A 17,642-nucleotide genomic window follows, 5' to 3' on the forward strand; every position below is an offset into this window, starting at 1 on the left:
AATTATTTAATGTAACGATTAATCAATTTGAAAATTAGAAACAAGAATAGGGAACCAAGAGTAAAGATTATCAAAGTTTCAATCCAACTATTCACCTTACTACACACTAAAGACTAAGGACTATTAACTACCGACTAAAAACTAAAGACTAATAACTACCAACTAAGAATCAATATCTACTTTTTGGAGCAGTAGGGTTTAACCAATCAGATTTACTAAGGTCTTTTGGTTTAGATTCCAATTCCGCTTTATGGTATTGTAAATACGTTGTTCTAGCGGCTTCTAAATCTTTTTTAAAGGCAGAAGCATTATATGTACTTGAACTAGCTTCTAACACCCGTTTCTCTAACTGCTGATAGTTTCTTAAAGCATCTGGCGTGCCATAGCGTTGAAGAAAGGCTTCCATACTAGGGATCTCCGGATTCAGTTTTAACAACCAAATCTTTAAGGCATTTAATACAGCATAATTGGTATCGTGATGTATAGCTAGAACTACTTTTTTAAAGGCATAACGCTCTGAAACTTTATAGGCTTTATGGCGTTTAATAGCTGTAGTAATGGCCCAACGCAAGAACGTAAACAATAAAAATAAAGCAACGAGACAAAATAACAGATACTTAATAAATGTTTTTACAGGTAAGCCTAAAATTAAGAATGGTTTATCTTCTTCAGACTCTGCAACAGTTTCGGCCTCCAATTGCTTTTTAATTCCCGAAAGCATCTTTAAATCTGGATTAGGTGCCACATTTATGGTTACAGAATCGATTATCTTTTTATAAAATTTATGCGTATTATAGTTCCAATGTACAAACTCAATTCTTGGTAAGGTTACAGGTCCTTCTTTTTCAAACAAGTAATTAGCTCCTTCGGTTCTGCTGGCAGATACATAAGTCTTCGTTTTATTCGTGTTTACCGATGGTCGTTTAGGGTAAATACTCACCCCGGCCACACTATCCCAAGCTACAGCTGGAATAAATTCGCCTAAAGTTCCAGATGCCGTTCTACTAATGGTACGTTGCAATACATCGCCTACTTTTACGTGCTTAATATCTGAATTCCATTTTTCGTTAATGGTTAAATTACCACACACCAACCAATTGTCTGGACTATAGCCAAGCGGCACGCCCTTTACTGTAATTGATTTCGGTTTGGTATGTATGACATGCTTAATCCCTTTATACCCTCCTGTTTGTGGCGATTCCACATTTATTTCTAAAGCAGGAATGGTAATCGTTCCTTCCTGAGTAGGAAAAACGTTATATATAAAATCGACACCAGAATACTGTTTTCCGCTAAAGGTTTTGTTACTACTTACCGATCTAAAATAAACAGTTAAAGCCCCATCTACTTGAATGTTCCCCAAGTTAATTCCCGAAGTAAACCAAGTACTCGTGTATACAGAAACCGTCATTTGCACCGGCTGACCAATATACGCCTCGTTATGATTCGTGGTAACATAACTCACCAAATGCTGACTGTAACCTAAGGCACTACACAACAAAAACAATACCGCTGTTAATTTTAATTTAGCTACCATGTTGTTTGAGTTTGTTCAACATTTACTTGATTTTTTTTAACTTGATATTTAAACTTTCGAGTTAAAAATAATGCAGGATCATCATCTACTTTACGCATTAATATATTGTTTGGAATCCCGCCTTTTCCAGATTTAAAATCATCTGGTAATTCATCTAACTCCTTACCTTTACGTTTTCCAGTAGCCACCTCTTCCTCCATACGTTGTCTTTCCATTTGCTTTTTAGTCGCTTTTTGTCCGCCACCACTAAAATCTTCCATAGAATCATTTTTTTCATTCTTAGCGCTTGGCTTACCATCTTCAACTTTGCTTTCTTCTGCCGACATACCAGACTTTTTAGACATAGCTTCTTGAACGCTAGTTAAGTTTTTCTGGGCTTGTGTATTCGTAGAATCCTTAGAAACTATAGTTTCAAAAACTGCTTTCGCTTTGGTTAAATCGCCGAGCTTCGCGTAAGTTACTCCTAAATTATACTGTCCGTTCGAGGTGGTGTCTTTCTGAAACTCTTCTCTTGCTTTTGCATAATCTCCAGCTTTATAATACGCTACTCCTTTTCTTAGGGGATCGTCGAAATCTTTGGCTGCGGCTAAATAATTTCCAGCATCATATTCTTGCTGGGCTTGATAGGCTTTGGTGTACCATAGATCTTTAAAATGAAAAGACTCTTCGTTTTCTTTTGATTTCGGATCGTCTGAAGAATTACAGGATGATAAACCAACAAATAACAATACAGCCAACAAACTCCATCCTTTTCTAAAGCTGAATAAAAACAGAGCCATTAACGGAATTAATAACCAAAATCCATTGTCTTGCCAATTTTCCTCCTCTTTTTTAGGTTTCTCTTCAAAAATAAGGTGGTCGCTAATATCTTCTGCAAAAAGAGTAACATCACTTTTATCTAAAGTCATATCTAATACTTTTACACCTTCAATACCTTGTAAAGCAATAACCTTATCGGTTTGAAGCGCGGAAGACACTACTTTTTTATCGTGTTTTAAAGCCACTTTATGATTATAAAAAGACGGTACCTCTCCACCAGACTCCGTTGCCAACGGGTAAATACTTAATACGGCATTGTGCTGTTGTACAAAGGCACTAACTGCCGGTGTATCCATCCCCACCAAATCATCTGTAAATAACAAAATTTTACCTGGAGCCTTATTATCTGTAAACAAGGTATCTAATTTCTGAAACAGCATTTTAAATCCTGTCCCTCGTTCTGGCATCATGTGTGGTTGTAAACCATCTAAATTGTCGGTAATAATTTTATAATCTGTAGTAAAAGGAATAACCGTATGCGTAGAAGCGGCAAACACTAAAAGGGCTGTTTCTGCTCTCGGATTAGCTTTTAATAAGTCGTTAATTTTAAATTTAGCCCGTTCTAATCGGTTTGGCGATACATCTTCGGTAAGCATACTTTGCGATAAATCTAAAGCTATCACTAATTTTGAAGCTACCTTTTTTGCAGGAGCCTTTTGTTCGTTCCAGGTCGGACCTAAAAAAGCAATAAACCCAATGGCAAAAACAAGCATAACAAACAGGTAAAGCAGACGCGATTTCCAGGTCGTTCCCTTTTGAATCACATAAGGTTGTAAGTGCTTGGCAATATGTTTTTTCCACGCATTATTTTCACCATAAACTAGGATACACAACAACAATAGTATAGCTACAGGAAGTCCGTACCATAAATATTCGGCTCGTAAAAAATGGAATTTATCCCAATCTATGTCTTTCCAAACCTCCATATTTAAGTCGATTTAAATCGTTTTACAATTAAAATAATAAGGCTAACTGCAATAGATAACGCTCCTAGAGCCAATGCTATTCCTAACGGGATATAATATAATAGTGTTTTTGGCGTAAAACTTTCTTCTTCATATTCTATAGGTTCTAGCGTGTCTAATTCCTTATAAATATTCTGAAGTGCTTCTGTGTCTATCGCTCTAAAATACTTACCATTGGTCATTTCGGCGATATCCTTTAGGGTGCGTTCATCTAAATCTGAATCTTTAGATGTCGGGTCGCCAATACCAATAGTATAAATTACTGTCGAATCTTTTTTGGCCAAGTTAGCAGCATCTAATGGTAAAATTTCCATTCCAGAATCTACACCATCGGTTAAAATTAACATCACCTTATGTGGAATCGTATCGCGCTTAAACATGTCCATGCCCTTTACAATAGCTTTCCCAATATTCGTCATTTGCCCGGCCATCCCCACATCGGCCTCGTCTAACATCGTACTAACCGTTTTTAAATCGGAAGTAAAAGGGGCTTGTATATAGGCATTAGATGCAAAGAATAGCAAACCTAAACGGTCACTTTTTCGTTCCTTTACAAAATCTTTCATGATATGTTTTACGGCAGACCAACGGGTTGTACGTTTGTCGTCTATATACCAATCGGTATTGGCCATACTAAACGAAATATCGGCAGCGATTAAAAAGTTTCGTGCTGTTTTTATTTTCTTTTCTGGTTTCCCAACCAATTCTGGCGAGGCTAAAGCCACTACTAATAATCCCCAGATACTATACATGACCAACCAAGCAAACCAACTACGTTTTTTTACCTGAGATGCTTTTTTAGGTTTTTGATCGGATACCGTCGCGGCTCTATTAAAATAAGGATACCGCAAAGCACTACTTCGGTTTTTTATAGCTGGTAACAACCAATATACCAAGAGCGGTAATGGTAGTAACAGTATAACCCACGGATATTCGAAATGGAAATTATCTGGCATGCTTTCTTATCCAATTAATGCTTTTATTACTAAATAATTCTCTATTGAATGAGGCCGAATCTGACACCTCATGCTTATATACAGCCGCTAAAATTAAAGCTTCATCGCCTTTATAATTTGAACCTTGTACCTTATCATCTAAAAACTGTAACCAATCTGCACCATGCAAACCGGCCACTTGCTGTCTTCCAAAAGTTTGTAAGGCCGTTTGTTTTAATTGAAACATTACGGCATTTATAAAAGACACGGCATCTAAATCTGTTTGGTGTTGTAAGACTTGTATTTGTGCAATAGCCTCCCTTAAATACTGCTTCTTTTTATAATGCTTGTATATCTTATACCCTATAAAAACTAACAATAGAATCATTAAGGCAAATACTATTTTCCAACCTATCGTATCGAACGTAAATGGCACTGGTGCTGGTTCAATAATATCTCCCATAGCCAAATCGGAAGCTGTAGTAGCATCTTGAAGTACTATTAAATTATATAATTTGAATACTAGCATATATTACTTCGATTCGTATTGGGTAAACACTTTTATTAATTGATCTTCCACAGGGTCGACCGTATTAATTTTAAAAAGTGTAATATTATATTTTTCTATTTCTTGTTTAAAGCCATCGTAATTGGTTTTAAAATCTTCTTTTAAATCCTTTACAATACGTTTTCTGTTTTTTGAAATACTAATTTGTTTCTCGTTATTGGTTAGTGTAATTTTTTCCTTCGGAAGTGATTCTTCCATCGGGTCGAACACCTTTACCAAAACCACATCATTATGTTCAGATAGTAAACTTAAATACTGTATGGTTTCTTTATTATATCTAAAAAAATCACTGATTATAATCACTAAAAAATCGTGTGTAATGATGTTTTGAAGTTTAGAAATAACACCTTTTAAAGCTTCAGAAAAATCGAAAGGTTTATGTTCGTAAATGCTATTATTAGCATCTACAATATGCTGAAAAAACTGTAGCATGTTTCGCTGATCGCGCTTAGGCGTTGTTAAATCATAGCTATCGCCTTTAAACACTAAACCCCCAACGCGATCGCCACCTTTCATTATTTTGTAGGCCGAGATTGCTGCCAATTCTCCTGCAATTACCGCTTTAGTTTTATTAACCGACCCAAATCCCATAGTTGGCGACTGATCGACAAAAATAAACGCCGGCTTTTCTTTTTCTTCTGTAAATACTTTGGTGTGGGTTACGCCGGTTTTGGCTGTTACTTTCCAGTCTATATTTCTAATATCATCGCCAATAACATAAGGGCGAGCTTCTTCAAAATCTAAACCTCTTCCTCGTAAACGCGAGGCATATCTACCAGACAATACGCTATTCGATTTTTGCGTACCTACTTTAAAATTAAGCACGGTGTTAAGCCACTCGTATTTTAACAAATGTTCGAGGGTTAAAAAAACAGAATCTGTTTGTGATTTTGAAGCCATGTTTTTCGTTTTAACTATTATGCAACAACGGCTACCACTTCTAAAATCTTTTCGATAACTTGATTTACGGTTATTCCTTCTGCTCTGGCTTTATAACTAAGTGCTATACGATGTCTTAATACATCTTTAATTACAGCTTGAATATTATCTGGAGACACAAAATCTTTACCACTCATCCAAGCATTAACACGGCTACAACGGTCTAGAGCAATGGTACCACGCGGGCTCGCTCCAAAATCGATCCATTCGGCTAAACCTTTATCAAAACGGTCTGGGTAACGTGTTGCTGAAATTAAACTCACCATATACTTTTCGAGTTCTTCAGTTACTTTTATAGTATTAATTTCATTTCGAGCATCAAAAATATGCTGTTGTGAAATGGTCTCAGGTTTTACTTTATTTTCTTTTGAAACCACAGATTGTTCTTTCTTATTTAAACGAAGAATTCCTAATTCTGAAGCATCATCTGGATAATCAATCACCACATGCATGATAAAACGGTCCATTTGCGCTTCAGGCAATGGGTATGTTCCTTCCTGTTCTATCGGGTTTTGGGTGGCCATAACCATAAATAGAGGCTCCATAGGATAGGTTGTTCCTGCAACCGTAACTTGGCGTTCTTCCATCGCTTCTAAAAGTGCCGATTGCACCTTCGCTGGCGAACGGTTTATCTCATCGGCCAAAATAAGATTACTAAAAATTGGTCCTTTTTGAAAAGAGAACTTCTCTTCTGCATCGGGCTGATAGATTTCTGTTCCGGTTATATCGGTAGGTAATAAATCTGGTGTAAATTGTATTCTGCTTAAATCGCAATCTAAATACTTAGATAAGGTTTTTATAGCACGTGTTTTTGCTAAACCTGGTAATCCTTCTAATAGCATATTACCATCGGCCAACAAAACCAATACAATACGGTCTATTAAATTATCTTGCCCAATAATTGAGACTGACATTTCTTTTTTTAAGGTGTTGATGGCTTCTAATGCTGTCATGCGTTTTGAATTAAATTTCCTATAAAGTTAATAAAGCAAATGGAATAAAAAAAACACTATAGCATATTAAAATCTGTACTACAAATTACTTCTGATTTTAAGATTTTCCATAAAAGAGACATAAAGTAGACAGGATTACAAAATTGGACACTATTTTTAATCGAAGCTCACAACTATGGCCAAACTAGATGTCTTAAACAAAAAAAAAGAGCACCTATTAAGATGCTCTTTTACTGTATTAAATGAGGTATTACAATTAACCTCCAGTACTTTCCGAAAGTTTACGCATTACTTCTTCTAAGTTAAAACTTGCTGGTTTTTGTCTAGGTGGGAATTCTTTAAATGTTTCTAAGAATTTAGCTGCTTCTTTTTGTGCTGGCACAATTAAAAAGGCATGACGTAATACAAAATCCCAGTACGTATTAGATGTAATATCTGCTTGCTCGTATGGATCTGCTCTTAAATCGAACATTTTTGGTAAACGTAACGGTGTAAATGGCTCTGCCCAAATTTTTAATGTTCCTTCTTGTCTTTGCTCCAAGAATACTAGTTTCCAGTTTTCGTAACGAATTCCTGTTAACTGCGTATCATCGTTAAAATAGAAGAATTCTCTTCTTGGCGAACGCTCTTCTTTACCTGTTAAATAAGGTAAAATGTTATATCCATCTAAATGTACTTTAAATGTTTTACCATTGGCTTTATGACCACCTTTTTTCAATTCTTCAGAAATATTAGGTTCTCCTGCAGCTGCTAATAAGGTTGGTAACCAATCCATACCACTTACAATTTCGTTAGAAATTTGTCCTGGCTTAATATGACCTGGCCAACGTATCATAGCAGGCGAACGGAAAGCTCCTTCCCAGTTTGTTTCCTTCTCACTTCTAAATGGGCTATTCCCAGCATCTGGCCATGAGTTTTTGTGTGGACCATTATCAGACGTATAAATTACAATAGTATTATCTGCAATTCCCATATCTTCTAACGATTTAAGCATTTTTCCAACATGGTTATCATGCTCAATCATACCGTCGGCATACTCTGTTCTAGCAGTTAAACCTGGTTTATCTCTATGCTCTTCTTTTACGTGTGTATATAAGTGCATACGAGTCGTGTTAAACCACACAAAAAATGGTTTATCTTGGTTTACTTGCTTTTTCATAAACGCAATGGCTGCATCAGATGTTTCATCATCTATAGTTTCCATACGCTTTTTAGTTAAAGGTCCCGTATCTTCAACTTTACCATCAGACGTAGAGTGAATAACCCCTCTTGGGCCGAATTCCTCTTTAAATTTAGGATCTGTTGGGTAGTTTCTGTTTTCTGGCTCTTCTTCTGCATTTAAGTGGTATAAATTTCCGAAGAACTCATCGAAACCATGGTTTGTTGGTAAGAACTTATCTAAATCTCCTAAGTGATTTTTACCAAATTGTCCTGTTGCATACCCTAGTGGTTTTAATAACTCGGCAATAGTTGGATCTTCTTTTCTAAGTCCGATGTCAGATCCAGGTAATCCTACTTTAGACATCCCTGTTCTGTAAATGGATTGTCCTGTAATGAACGACGAACGTCCTGCAGTACAACTTTGCTCTGAATAATAATCTGTAAAGATCACCCCTTCTCTACCAATACGGTCGATATTAGGTGTTTGGTACCCTACAATACCCATACCGTAAGCACTTACGTTAGTGGTACCAATGTCATCTCCAAAAATCACCAAAATATTTGGCTTTTTCTGGGCAAAAGCTCCTACGACAAAGCCGCAGACTAATGCTAAAGTTAAAAGTTTGTTTTTTCTCATGAACTTGATTTAAAAAATTAATGTAAAATTCTGAATGTTAAGTTAATTGATTAAAAGCGATTTTTAAATCGTTTTTTTAATAAACTAATCAAATGTAATAAAACCTAAGTATACGATAAAAGGACAAATAGTGGACACTAAATCTTACTTATGTAACTTTCTATACTCTCAGTATTTTTTAAATCCAGTTTTCGTTTTAAACGATAGCGTTTCTTTTTTAGCCCTTCTCTAGTAATATTTAAAGTATTACAAACTTGTTCACTATTCATGTGTAATTTAATTAAAGCGCAATAATACTGTTCAGACTTTGTTAGGCTGGGGTGCTTAATTAATAACTGCGCATAAAAATTCTTGTGAATATTATTAAATAACATCTCGAATTCCTGCCAGTTATCATCAGAGAACATTAAAGACGCATTAATCTCATTGGTTAGTTTCGATATGTTTTGTGCAACCTCAGCACTTTTTGTATTAAGTAATATTTGATCGAGCTTTTTAGATATGGATGATAGTACATCCTCCTTTTGCTTATCCTTTAAAGTTAAAGCTAAAAGTTCTTTCTCTTTAAGTTCACGCTGAAGTCGTTCGTTTTTCAAGTCCTGATGGGCTTGAGCCAAATCGCTAATATTGGTACCCACGCCCATAAAGTAGTGTTCGCAATCATACTCAAAACCATAGCCTTCAAACACATAGGGTATTAATTTTCCTTTTTTAGTTAAGAAACTACCGTATACTTGTTTTACATAATTTTGAGTCTTTATTTTACTTAAACCCTGAGCAATAGCATCTACTGAAGCATTATCGATAAAGAAAAAAGGTTCTTGTTTAAAAGATTCTTCGGCACTATAACCAGTAACTCTTAAATGCTGTTCGTTACATGTAAAAAGTTTATATACGCCGTTGTACTCCTTATAGACGTAAAACACGCCAGGGATATTATCTACTATTTGTCTACTAAAAAAATCTTGCTGAACAAAAAGGTCTAAATTATTAACTAAAACATCGCTCATAATTCTGGTATTGAAAATAACTAAAACCTAAATATAAAGTATATTTTTACGTTCTCATAACTTAAATAGCAAACCTTAAAATTCTAGCTCATAGAAAATCTAAAAAGCACCAGACTTTAAATACCTTAAAGCTATAACTTATTTTTTTTTGATATAAACATCCTTTTAGTTACCTTAGAAAGAGTAAGCACTTTACACCAAACACTTACAACAATCTATTTATCAACAAATAGCTTATCACGAAAAACAACCAGTTCGCAACACCATACCTTATGAAAAACCTAAAAACCATTGTTTGCTTAATTCTATTAACACTACCACAACTTTCTTCTGCTCAGGCTGCAATAATTGCAATGATTTTTGGTGATAAAGTGGCTTCAGAAAATTTCAATATTAGTATGGAAATAGGAGTGCCCTTTAACTCGTTTTCAAATTTAGAACACTCTAAAATTAAAAACGGAATTAATTTCGGGATTGCCGGTAATATAAAATTTTCAGACAATTGGTTTCTAAGTCCAACGGTTTACTTTTTATCGTCTAGAACCACCAACCTATCTTCGGCTAGTTTAATGTCCGAGGATGCGTATTTAAATGCAATATATCAAGATGTTCCGGCTACATATAAACTAAACTATACCGATGTAAATGTGTTAGTTGCGTACCAACCAACGGGATCTAATTTTAGATTCGGATTAAGTCCGCAGATCTCATTTTTAGGTAAGGCACGAGCAGAATACGAAGGGTCTGAAGGTGACTTCTCTCAAAATATAAAATCGTATACCAACAAAACAGATTACGGAATAATTGCTAATCTAGGTTATTATTTAAAGGCTGGAAATGATGGTAAAGGCATTATTTTTAATTTAAGATATTACCAAGGGTTTACAGATGTATTTAAAGACAGTTTTGCTGCAGGCAACAACCGAAGCAGTTATTTTGCTGTACACGTAAGTTTACCTTTTATTACCGATGCGCTGGCTCAAAAAAACTTAGATGAAGTAGAGTTAGAGAAAAAATAAATGTACAATTCCTTAATGAGGTTTTAAAACAACATTTTAACTCCGGTATACAACATGGCTCGTGTATTCACTACATCGTACTGCGGTTCAAAAAACACATTAACAACGGGGCCGTTTGTGTTAAATATTTTACCTACCCCAGCACCTAAAGGTACCTCGTGATTTCCGGTTTCAAAATTAAAAAGCATACGCGGGTGACTTCTAAAATACCAGCCCTTATTAAAATCGTGATATAATCCTGGTTGAAATTCCATCATAAAAATATCATCTCCGCCTTGCAACGTGGTTAGTGTGATAACTTTCCATGCACCGAATTTACTAACCGACACAAAGTTAACCCCACCGGCCCATCCGGCATGATTTATATAACTTACAACCCCACCAACACCAAATTGATGCTTTCCATTTTCAGATTGAAACAAGCGTGCTGCTAAAAAATTTGTACTTGTAAACTCGCTATCTTCATGGTAATTCGCTTCAAACTCGGTTGTAAATCTCACAAACCATTTCCCGTTAATGGTCATATTTCCTAGTAATTGAATTCGAGAAAAATCGTCGCCATAAAAGCGATTCCAGATACCTAATGTTGGACTAGGATCTATAGGATTATTGGCATCTTGAGCGGTAGCCATAAACGTAAATAGGCTACAAAAAATTATTAAGGTTATTTTTTTTATCATATTAAAATTTTTAGTCTTGGGTTTCGTGTTTGTTTGTAAAGACCTAATAGCACACATTTAAACAAGATACAAATTATGACGTGCATAAATTAACTCTAAAACATAAATCTATGCTTTGTCCAGACAGTATAAAGAAACATGTAAATTAAAACAATACTTATAAGACGTGTAAAAGTCCATGTATCGCAAATATTGATATTTAAAAAGCTTCCAATTATAAACCGGAAGCTTTTCTTAAAAAATGTAAATGCTATTAATTACTTTTAATTTTGAGCAGGAGTTTTTAGTTGTTCCATTACCTTATCTAAACTAAAACTTGCAGCCTCCATTCTTGGCGGATATTCTTTAAACGATTGTAAGAAATTTGCAACATAGTTTTGCGCTGGAACTAATAAAAACAAGTGATCGATCATCCAATCATAATAGGTATTAGATGTTATTTGAGCAAACTCATACGGGTCTCTTCTTAAGTTAAATAACAAAGGCACACGTAATGGTGTAAAAGGATTCGCCCATACTGCTAAGGTCCCTGGCATTCTTTGTTCCATAAAAATTAATTTCCAGTCGTCGTAGCGTAAAGCCGTTAAATCGCCATCATCAGAAAAATAGAAAATCTCATGTCGTCTTCCCTCTTCTTCTTGTCCGGTTAAATAAGGCAACATATTATACCCATCTAAATGCACTTTAAAGGTTTTACCTGCTGCTTTATACCCCGTTAATAATTGATCCTTAACTTTATCATTTCCTGCGGCTGCTAAGAACGTCGGCATCCAGTCCATACCAGAAACAATTTCGTTAGAAACCATTCCGGCCGGAATTTTACCAGGCCATCTTACCATGGCAGGCACACGCCAACCACCTTCCCAGTTGGTATTCTTTTCTCCTCTAAACGGATTTAAAGCTGCATCTGGCCATGAGTTTTTATGTGGTCCATTGTCTGTAGAATACATTACAATGGTATTATCTGCAATATTCAATTCATCTAACAAATCTAAGAACATACCAATATGCATATCGTGCTCTATCATACCATCGCCATATTCACCTTGTCCAGATTTTCCGCGAAGTGATGGTTTTACGTGAGTTCTAAAGTGCATCCGGGTTCCGTTCCACCAGCAAAACCATGGTTTTCCTGCTGCATTTTGTTTTCTAATCCAATCCATGGCCGCTTTCGATGATTCATCATCTATAGTTTCCATACGCTTTTTGGTTAGGGGTCCCGTATCTTCAATTTTACCATCGGCGGTAGAGTGAATCACACCTCTTGGACCATATTTTTTTCTAAAATCTGGGTATTTAGCTGGATCTGGATAATCCTCTAATTCTGGTTCTTCTTCGGCATTTAAATGGTATAAATTCCCGAAAAACTCATCAAATCCATGATTGGTTGGTAAATGCTCATCGCGATCTCCTAAATGATTTTTACCAAATTGCGCTGTAGAGTAACCTTGCGGTTTTAATAATTCTGCAATAGTAGGATCCTTTTCCGAAATTCCTTCTTTAGCACCTGGCATACCTACCTTACTTAAGCCTGTACGAAATACACTCTGGCCTAAAATAAACGAGGAACGTCCTGCTGTACAACTTTGTTCTGCATAATAGTCTGTAAAGAGTACACCTTCTTTGGCAATTTTATCGATATTTGGTGTACGATAACCAACGAGTCCCATGGTATAGGCACTAATATTAGATTGCCCAATATCGTCTCCCCACAAGACCAAGATATTTGGTTTTTTTTGTGCAAAAGCCCCGACAACTAAACCGCAGGTTAGCACTAAAGTCAATAGATTGTTTCTTTTCATGTAACTGGTTTTTATAAATTAATATTGATTCTTAGACAGAAAATAAGCTCATAAAATCCTGATTTTACAAACCTTATCTCCTTGTCTTAAATATAAATAAACCTCAGCACAATAAAAAGGTACATTTTGGGTACATTAAAATCTAATAATGTACTGCTCTAATTTTGTATGTTTTTCTAAATTCAATTTTTTCTTTAATCGAAACTTTTTCTTTTTTAACCCTTCTCTAGATATATTTAGGGTATTACAAATCTGTTCCTTACTCATACGTAATTTTAATAAGGCACAATAAGACATTTCTGTTTTGGTTAAATTGGGATGACTCAATAACAGGTTTTTATAAAACGTGCCATGCAGGTTTTTAAATAACAATTCAAATTTCTGCCAATTATCTTTAGAAAACGCTAAAGACGCCTTAACATCTTTAGTTAACTTTAATATATCCTTAGCAACCCCTTCACTTTTACTTTGCTGTAATATTAAATCTAGCTTTGAAGAAATTGAGGATAACACCGCTTCTTTTTTTGTGTTACTTAATGCTAACGCTATAAGTTCTTTCTCATTCTTATCACGTTGAAGTCGTTCATTTTTTAAATCGACATGAGCTTTAGTCAAATCGGAAATATCCGTACCTACACCCATAAAATATTCCTCATCTCGATATGTAAAACCATAACCCTCGAACACAAAAGGTATTAATTCCCCTTTTTTAGTTAGAATATTAGCATAAACCTGTTTTGCATAATTCTGATTCTTTATATCCTGGACACCTTCATGAATCGTACGCATAGAAGCCCTATCAACAAAAAAAAACGGTTCTTGATTGATTGATTCTTCTGCAGTATAGCCTGAAACATCTAAATGGTGCTTGTTACAAGCAAAAAGTTTAAATACATCGTCGTGTTTCTTGTAAACATAGAAGGTCCCTGGGATGTGATCTATTATTTTTCGGCTAAAAAAATCCTGTTGTACAAAAAAATCTAGATTACTAACTAAAACATTATTCATGGGTCTGGGAGTCATTTAAAAATTGAATTTAAACATATTATATTTCATTATTAATTCAAAGCTTAAATTCATTTATTATTGACTTAAATAAGAATCTAATTAGACATCTTGCCTATCTTTTTTATCCAATTATATTTTAGCTTATAGCAACTCCAAAATTTCATAAAAGAATAAGACTTTAACATTTAAATGCGATACCTTAAATTCAGATGATTACATGTATCTAACCATCATAACATTCAATAAAAAAAGCTTCCTATATCTCATATAAGAAGCTTTTTAATCTAGTATTAAACTGTATTATTACTGTCTAGGTGTAAAACTTCCTGGCTCTTGGCGCGTAGGGAAATCTTTAAAAGTACCCATAAAATTCTTTACCATATCTTGTACTGGTACAAAAGCATACATATGTCTTACTAACCAATCGCCATAATACGAAGACGATTCTGGAGCTTGTTCGAACGGATCTGCATATAAATCTATTAACAATGGTGCTTTTCTAGGAGATTGTGCTTGTAACCAAGCATCTAAGCCTTCATGTTCTTGAGTTGAGAAATGAAACTTCCATCTCGTATAACGCAATGCTCCTAAAGTACCATCGTCTACAAAAGCAAAGAATTCTTTACGAGGTCCTTCTTTTGCTGCACCTGTTAAATATGGTAAAAAGTTATAACCATCTAAATGTACTTTAAACCCTTTATACCCTGATAATAACTTTTCTTTTACATCAGACACACCTGCTGCGGCAACGATAGTAGGTAAACAGTCTTCTAAAGATATAATCTCGTTAGACACTCTTCCCGCTTCAATTTTACCCGGCCATCTCATAGTAAATGGTATACGAATACCACCTTCCCAAGTGGTTGCCTTTTCACCTTTAAACGGACTAGTACCCCCATCAGGCCATGAGAATTTCTCAGCGCCATTATCGGTAGTATAAATAACTATGGTATTATCTGCAATCCCTAATTCGTCTAATAAATCAAGTAATTCTCCTACTTGTAAATCGTGTTGCTTGTAACCATCTGCTACGATACCAAGTCCTGTAGATCCGGCATACTCATCGCTTAAGTGCGTAAAGATGTGCATTCTTGTAGAGTTAAACCAAGTAAAGAACGGCTTTCCTGCTTTAGCTTGCTTGGTAATGAAAGTTTTGGTTGCTGCCAAAAACTCATCATCTATCGTTTCCATACGCTTTTTCGTTAGTGGTCCCGTATCTTCTACTTTCCCATCGGCAGTAGATTTAATTACCCCTCTAGGACCAAACTTTTTTCTAAACGCTGGGTCTTTTGGATAATCTGAATTTTCTGGCTCTTCTTCTGCATTTAAGTGATATAAATTCCCGAAAAACTCATCGAATCCGTGATTGGTAGGTAAAAATTCATCTAAATCTCCTAAGTGATTTTTACCGAATTGTCCAGTAGCATACCCTAAAGGTTTAAGCATTTCTGCAATGGTTGGATCTTCTTTTTGAAGTCCTATAGGATCTCCTGGCATACCTATTTTTAGTAATCCCGTACGCTTTGGTGACTGCCCTGTAATAAAGGCCGAACGCCCTGCTGTACACGATTGTTGTCCGTAAGCATCGGTAAAACGAATACCTTCTTTAGCAATTCGATCTATATTTGGAGTTGTATACCCCATCATACCGCTATTATACGCGCTGGTATTAAACCAGCCAATATCGTCACCCATTATCACCAAGATATTGGGCTTTTTCTGTGCATAAACACTACTCACCACACAAAAGGCTAGTAGAGCTTTAAATAGTCCATTTTTTCTCATAAAAAACTTAAATTTAATAGTTAATTGATTAACACTAAGTACACATACTATTGATGTAAGCATGTTGACACTTTAAACTTACAAAAAATTTGGCTACCTTTTGCTAATCTGAATGTTATATATAAAAAAACAGGCATTGTTAAATAACAATACCTGTTTTAATATGTTTAGCATTAAGACCTAGTTTCTTGTAGGTGTTTGTAAAGTTTGGATTACTTTATCTATACTTAACGAACTTCCTTTTCTTGGAGGGAATTCTTTAAATGTACCTAAGAATTTACCAACATAATCTTGAGCTGGTACCATCATCCACATTTGGTCTGCATAATTTCTAATGTATAATGCAGCGTCCATAGATACTTCAAACGGATCGTTTCTTAAGTTTAAGATAATTGGCCAAGATGGTGATTTTCTATACGCTTCGTTAATAGACCCTTCCATAATAGAGAAGTGTAATTTCCAATCGTCGTAACGTAATGCATTTAAGTTTCCTGCAGCATCAAAATAGAAAATCTCGTGTCTTAAACCTTCACCTTTTTTAAGCTCTCCTGTTAATAATGGTAATTGGTTGTAACCATCTAAGTGTGCTTTAAAAGTTTTACCAGCGTAAGACTTACCTTTTAATAATTCCTCTTTAACGTTAGGATTTCCAGCTGCCGCTAATAAGGTAGGCATCCAGTCTTCTTGAGAGAAAATATCGTTAATGACCGTTCCTGGCTTAATATGACCTGGCCATTTTACCATAGCAGGCACTCTAAATCCACCTTCCCAAGTTGTTCCTTTTTCTCCTCTAAATGGAATTGTTCCACCGTCAGGGAAAGTAAACTTCTCAGCACCGTTATCTGTAGAGAATACAACAATCGTGTTATCTTCTATACCTAATTCGTCTAATTTATCTAATACACGACCAACACCATCGTCTAATTCCATCATAGCATCAGCATATAAACCGTAACCAGATTTGTGTAAGTACTTGTCAGATAAGTGTGTCCATACGTGCGTACGTGTAGAGTTTACCCAAGCAAAGAATGGTTTTTTAGCTTTAGCATTCTTTTCAATAAACTTTAAAGCGGCATCGATAAATTCTGTATCGGCAGTCTCCATACGCTTAACCGTTAATGGCCCTGTATCTTCTACTTTACCATCGGCAGTAGATCTAAGCACACCTCTTGGCCCGTATTTTTTTCTAAATTCTGGGTTTTTAGGATAGAATTCTGTTTCTGGCTCTTCTTCTGCATTTAAGTGATATAAATTTCCGAAGAATTCATCGAAACCATGATTTGTTGGTAAGTGCTCGTCGCGATCACCTAAGTGATTTTTACCAAACTGTCCACTTGAGTATCCTAGTGGTTTTAATAATTCAGCAATAGTTGGATCGGCAGAGTTAATACCATGTTTAGATCCTGGCATACCAATAGTTAATAATCCTGTTCTAAATGGGTGCTGTCCTAAAATGAAAGATGCACGCCCCGCAGTACACGATTGTTGTGCATAGTGGTCTGTAAACAGAGCACCTTCATTAGCAATACGGTCTATGTTAGGTGTTGTACCACCCATCATTCCATTGTGGTATGCGCTAATGTTCCACATACCTACATCATCCCCCCAAAATACTACTATATTGGGTTTGTTTTGCGCAAAAGCATTCCCCACAACGAAGAAGGCTAAGAGCGCTTTAAAAAAATTGATTTTCCTCATAAAGGTCTTAATTTTAAATGATTAAACTGATTAAATACACATTGTGTTCCGACTAATATACAAAACTTACTAAGTATACTTAGCAATTTGACGGAAAAAAATTCCTACAAATGCTTTATTTCTACT

The 17,642-nt window shown here is 35.4% G+C and carries 14 protein-coding genes; 1 reads left to right on the forward strand and 13 read right to left on the reverse strand.

The window, feature by feature from the left end; genetic code table 11:
- Positions 1–169: 169 nt before the first annotated feature.
- The 8 genes from A9D35_RS07025 to A9D35_RS07060 all read right to left on the reverse strand — a co-directional run bounded on the left by A9D35_RS07025 (position 170) and on the right by A9D35_RS07060 (position 9,524).
- On the reverse strand, positions 170–1,537 hold the full coding sequence (locus A9D35_RS07025; RefSeq protein WP_066220868.1) for a BatD family protein: 1,368 nt from the start codon (positions 1,535–1,537) through the stop codon (positions 170–172).
- On the reverse strand, positions 1,531–3,282 hold the full coding sequence (locus A9D35_RS07030; protein ID WP_066220872.1) for a VWA domain-containing protein: 1,752 nt from the start codon (positions 3,280–3,282) through the stop codon (positions 1,531–1,533). The genes A9D35_RS07025 and A9D35_RS07030 overlap by 7 nt, the downstream gene beginning before the upstream one ends.
- 2 nt (positions 3,283–3,284) lie before the next feature.
- Positions 3,285–4,277: a vWA domain-containing protein gene (locus tag A9D35_RS07035; protein ID WP_066220875.1), complete on the reverse strand. Its 993-nt coding sequence runs from the start codon at positions 4,275–4,277 to the stop codon at positions 3,285–3,287.
- Positions 4,267–4,785 carry a DUF4381 domain-containing protein gene (locus tag A9D35_RS07040; RefSeq protein ID WP_066220878.1) on the reverse strand — a complete coding sequence of 173 codons (519 nt, stop codon included), beginning with the start codon at positions 4,783–4,785 and terminating at the stop codon, positions 4,267–4,269. Before A9D35_RS07040 ends, A9D35_RS07035 begins: the two co-directional genes overlap by 11 nt.
- 3 nt (positions 4,786–4,788) lie before the next feature.
- Entirely contained in the window at positions 4,789–5,724 is a 936-nt protein-coding gene (locus tag A9D35_RS07045; RefSeq protein WP_066220881.1) for a DUF58 domain-containing protein, read from the reverse strand.
- 17 nt (positions 5,725–5,741) lie between these two features.
- Positions 5,742–6,716: an AAA family ATPase gene (locus tag A9D35_RS07050; RefSeq protein ID WP_066220884.1), complete on the reverse strand. Its 975-nt coding sequence runs from the start codon at positions 6,714–6,716 to the stop codon at positions 5,742–5,744.
- Between the two features lie 256 nt (positions 6,717–6,972).
- Complete coding sequence (locus tag A9D35_RS07055; RefSeq protein ID WP_066220885.1) at positions 6,973–8,514, reverse strand: arylsulfatase; 1,542 nt, start codon at positions 8,512–8,514, stop codon at positions 6,973–6,975.
- A gap of 137 nt (positions 8,515–8,651) precedes the next feature.
- Positions 8,652–9,524, reverse strand: coding sequence for a PAS domain-containing protein (locus tag A9D35_RS07060; RefSeq protein ID WP_066220888.1), 873 nt, complete (start codon positions 9,522–9,524; stop codon positions 8,652–8,654).
- Positions 9,525–9,796: 272 nt separating this feature from the next.
- Between A9D35_RS07060 and A9D35_RS07065 the strand changes: the two genes are divergently transcribed.
- Entirely contained in the window at positions 9,797–10,543 is a 747-nt protein-coding gene (locus tag A9D35_RS07065; RefSeq protein WP_066220890.1) for a porin family protein, read from the forward strand.
- Between the two features lie 23 nt (positions 10,544–10,566).
- Here A9D35_RS07065 and A9D35_RS07070 read toward each other — a convergent pair whose 3' ends face one another.
- The 5 genes from A9D35_RS07070 to A9D35_RS07090 form a co-directional block, all read right to left on the reverse strand.
- A complete protein-coding gene (locus tag A9D35_RS07070; protein ID WP_066220892.1) occupies positions 10,567–11,223 on the reverse strand; it encodes a hypothetical protein in 657 nt (218 codons plus the stop codon).
- A gap of 263 nt (positions 11,224–11,486) precedes the next feature.
- Positions 11,487–13,025 (reverse strand): arylsulfatase, encoded by a 1,539-nt coding sequence (locus A9D35_RS07075; protein WP_066220895.1) that lies wholly within the window; start codon positions 13,023–13,025, stop codon positions 11,487–11,489.
- A 135-nt stretch (positions 13,026–13,160) separates the two neighbouring features.
- Positions 13,161–14,033, reverse strand: coding sequence for a PAS domain-containing protein (locus A9D35_RS07080; protein WP_066220898.1), 873 nt, complete (start codon positions 14,031–14,033; stop codon positions 13,161–13,163).
- A gap of 303 nt (positions 14,034–14,336) precedes the next feature.
- On the reverse strand, positions 14,337–15,818 hold the full coding sequence (locus A9D35_RS07085) for an arylsulfatase (RefSeq protein WP_066220900.1): 1,482 nt from the start codon (positions 15,816–15,818) through the stop codon (positions 14,337–14,339).
- A gap of 180 nt (positions 15,819–15,998) precedes the next feature.
- Positions 15,999–17,516, reverse strand: coding sequence for an arylsulfatase (locus A9D35_RS07090; protein WP_066220902.1), 1,518 nt, complete (start codon positions 17,514–17,516; stop codon positions 15,999–16,001).
- Positions 17,517–17,642: the final 126 nt, after the last annotated feature.

Source organism: Formosa haliotis (genome assembly GCF_001685485.1).
Taxonomy (GTDB): Bacteria; Bacteroidota; Bacteroidia; order Flavobacteriales; family Flavobacteriaceae; genus Formosa; species Formosa haliotis.

What these genes read in the sequence shown, in the direction of transcription:
- A9D35_RS07050 (WP_066220884.1), bottom strand. Translation starts at nt 6,716, where the DNA reads ATGACAGCATTAGAAGCCATCAACACCTTAAAAAAAGAAATGTCAGTC.
- A9D35_RS07090 (WP_066220902.1), bottom strand. Translation starts at nt 17,516, where the DNA reads ATGAGGAAAATCAATTTTTTTAAAGCGCTCTTAGCCTTCTTCGTTGTG.
- A9D35_RS07085 (WP_066220900.1), bottom strand. Translation starts at nt 15,818, where the DNA reads ATGAGAAAAAATGGACTATTTAAAGCTCTACTAGCCTTTTGTGTGGTG.
- A9D35_RS07030 (WP_066220872.1), bottom strand. Translation starts at nt 3,282, where the DNA reads ATGGAGGTTTGGAAAGACATAGATTGGGATAAATTCCATTTTTTACGA.
- A9D35_RS07060 (WP_066220888.1), bottom strand. Translation starts at nt 9,524, where the DNA reads ATGAGCGATGTTTTAGTTAATAATTTAGACCTTTTTGTTCAGCAAGAT.
- A9D35_RS07055 (WP_066220885.1), bottom strand. Translation starts at nt 8,514, where the DNA reads ATGAGAAAAAACAAACTTTTAACTTTAGCATTAGTCTGCGGCTTTGTC.
- A9D35_RS07040 (WP_066220878.1), bottom strand. Translation starts at nt 4,785, where the DNA reads ATGCTAGTATTCAAATTATATAATTTAATAGTACTTCAAGATGCTACT.
- A9D35_RS07045 (WP_066220881.1), bottom strand. Translation starts at nt 5,724, where the DNA reads ATGGCTTCAAAATCACAAACAGATTCTGTTTTTTTAACCCTCGAACAT.
- A9D35_RS07025 (WP_066220868.1), bottom strand. Translation starts at nt 1,537, where the DNA reads ATGGTAGCTAAATTAAAATTAACAGCGGTATTGTTTTTGTTGTGTAGT.
- A9D35_RS07065 (WP_066220890.1), top strand. Translation starts at nt 9,797, where the DNA reads ATGAAAAACCTAAAAACCATTGTTTGCTTAATTCTATTAACACTACCA.
- A9D35_RS07075 (WP_066220895.1), bottom strand. Translation starts at nt 13,025, where the DNA reads ATGAAAAGAAACAATCTATTGACTTTAGTGCTAACCTGCGGTTTAGTT.
- A9D35_RS07035 (WP_066220875.1), bottom strand. Translation starts at nt 4,277, where the DNA reads ATGCCAGATAATTTCCATTTCGAATATCCGTGGGTTATACTGTTACTA.
- A9D35_RS07070 (WP_066220892.1), bottom strand. Translation starts at nt 11,223, where the DNA reads ATGATAAAAAAAATAACCTTAATAATTTTTTGTAGCCTATTTACGTTT.
- A9D35_RS07080 (WP_066220898.1), bottom strand. Translation starts at nt 14,033, where the DNA reads ATGAATAATGTTTTAGTTAGTAATCTAGATTTTTTTGTACAACAGGAT.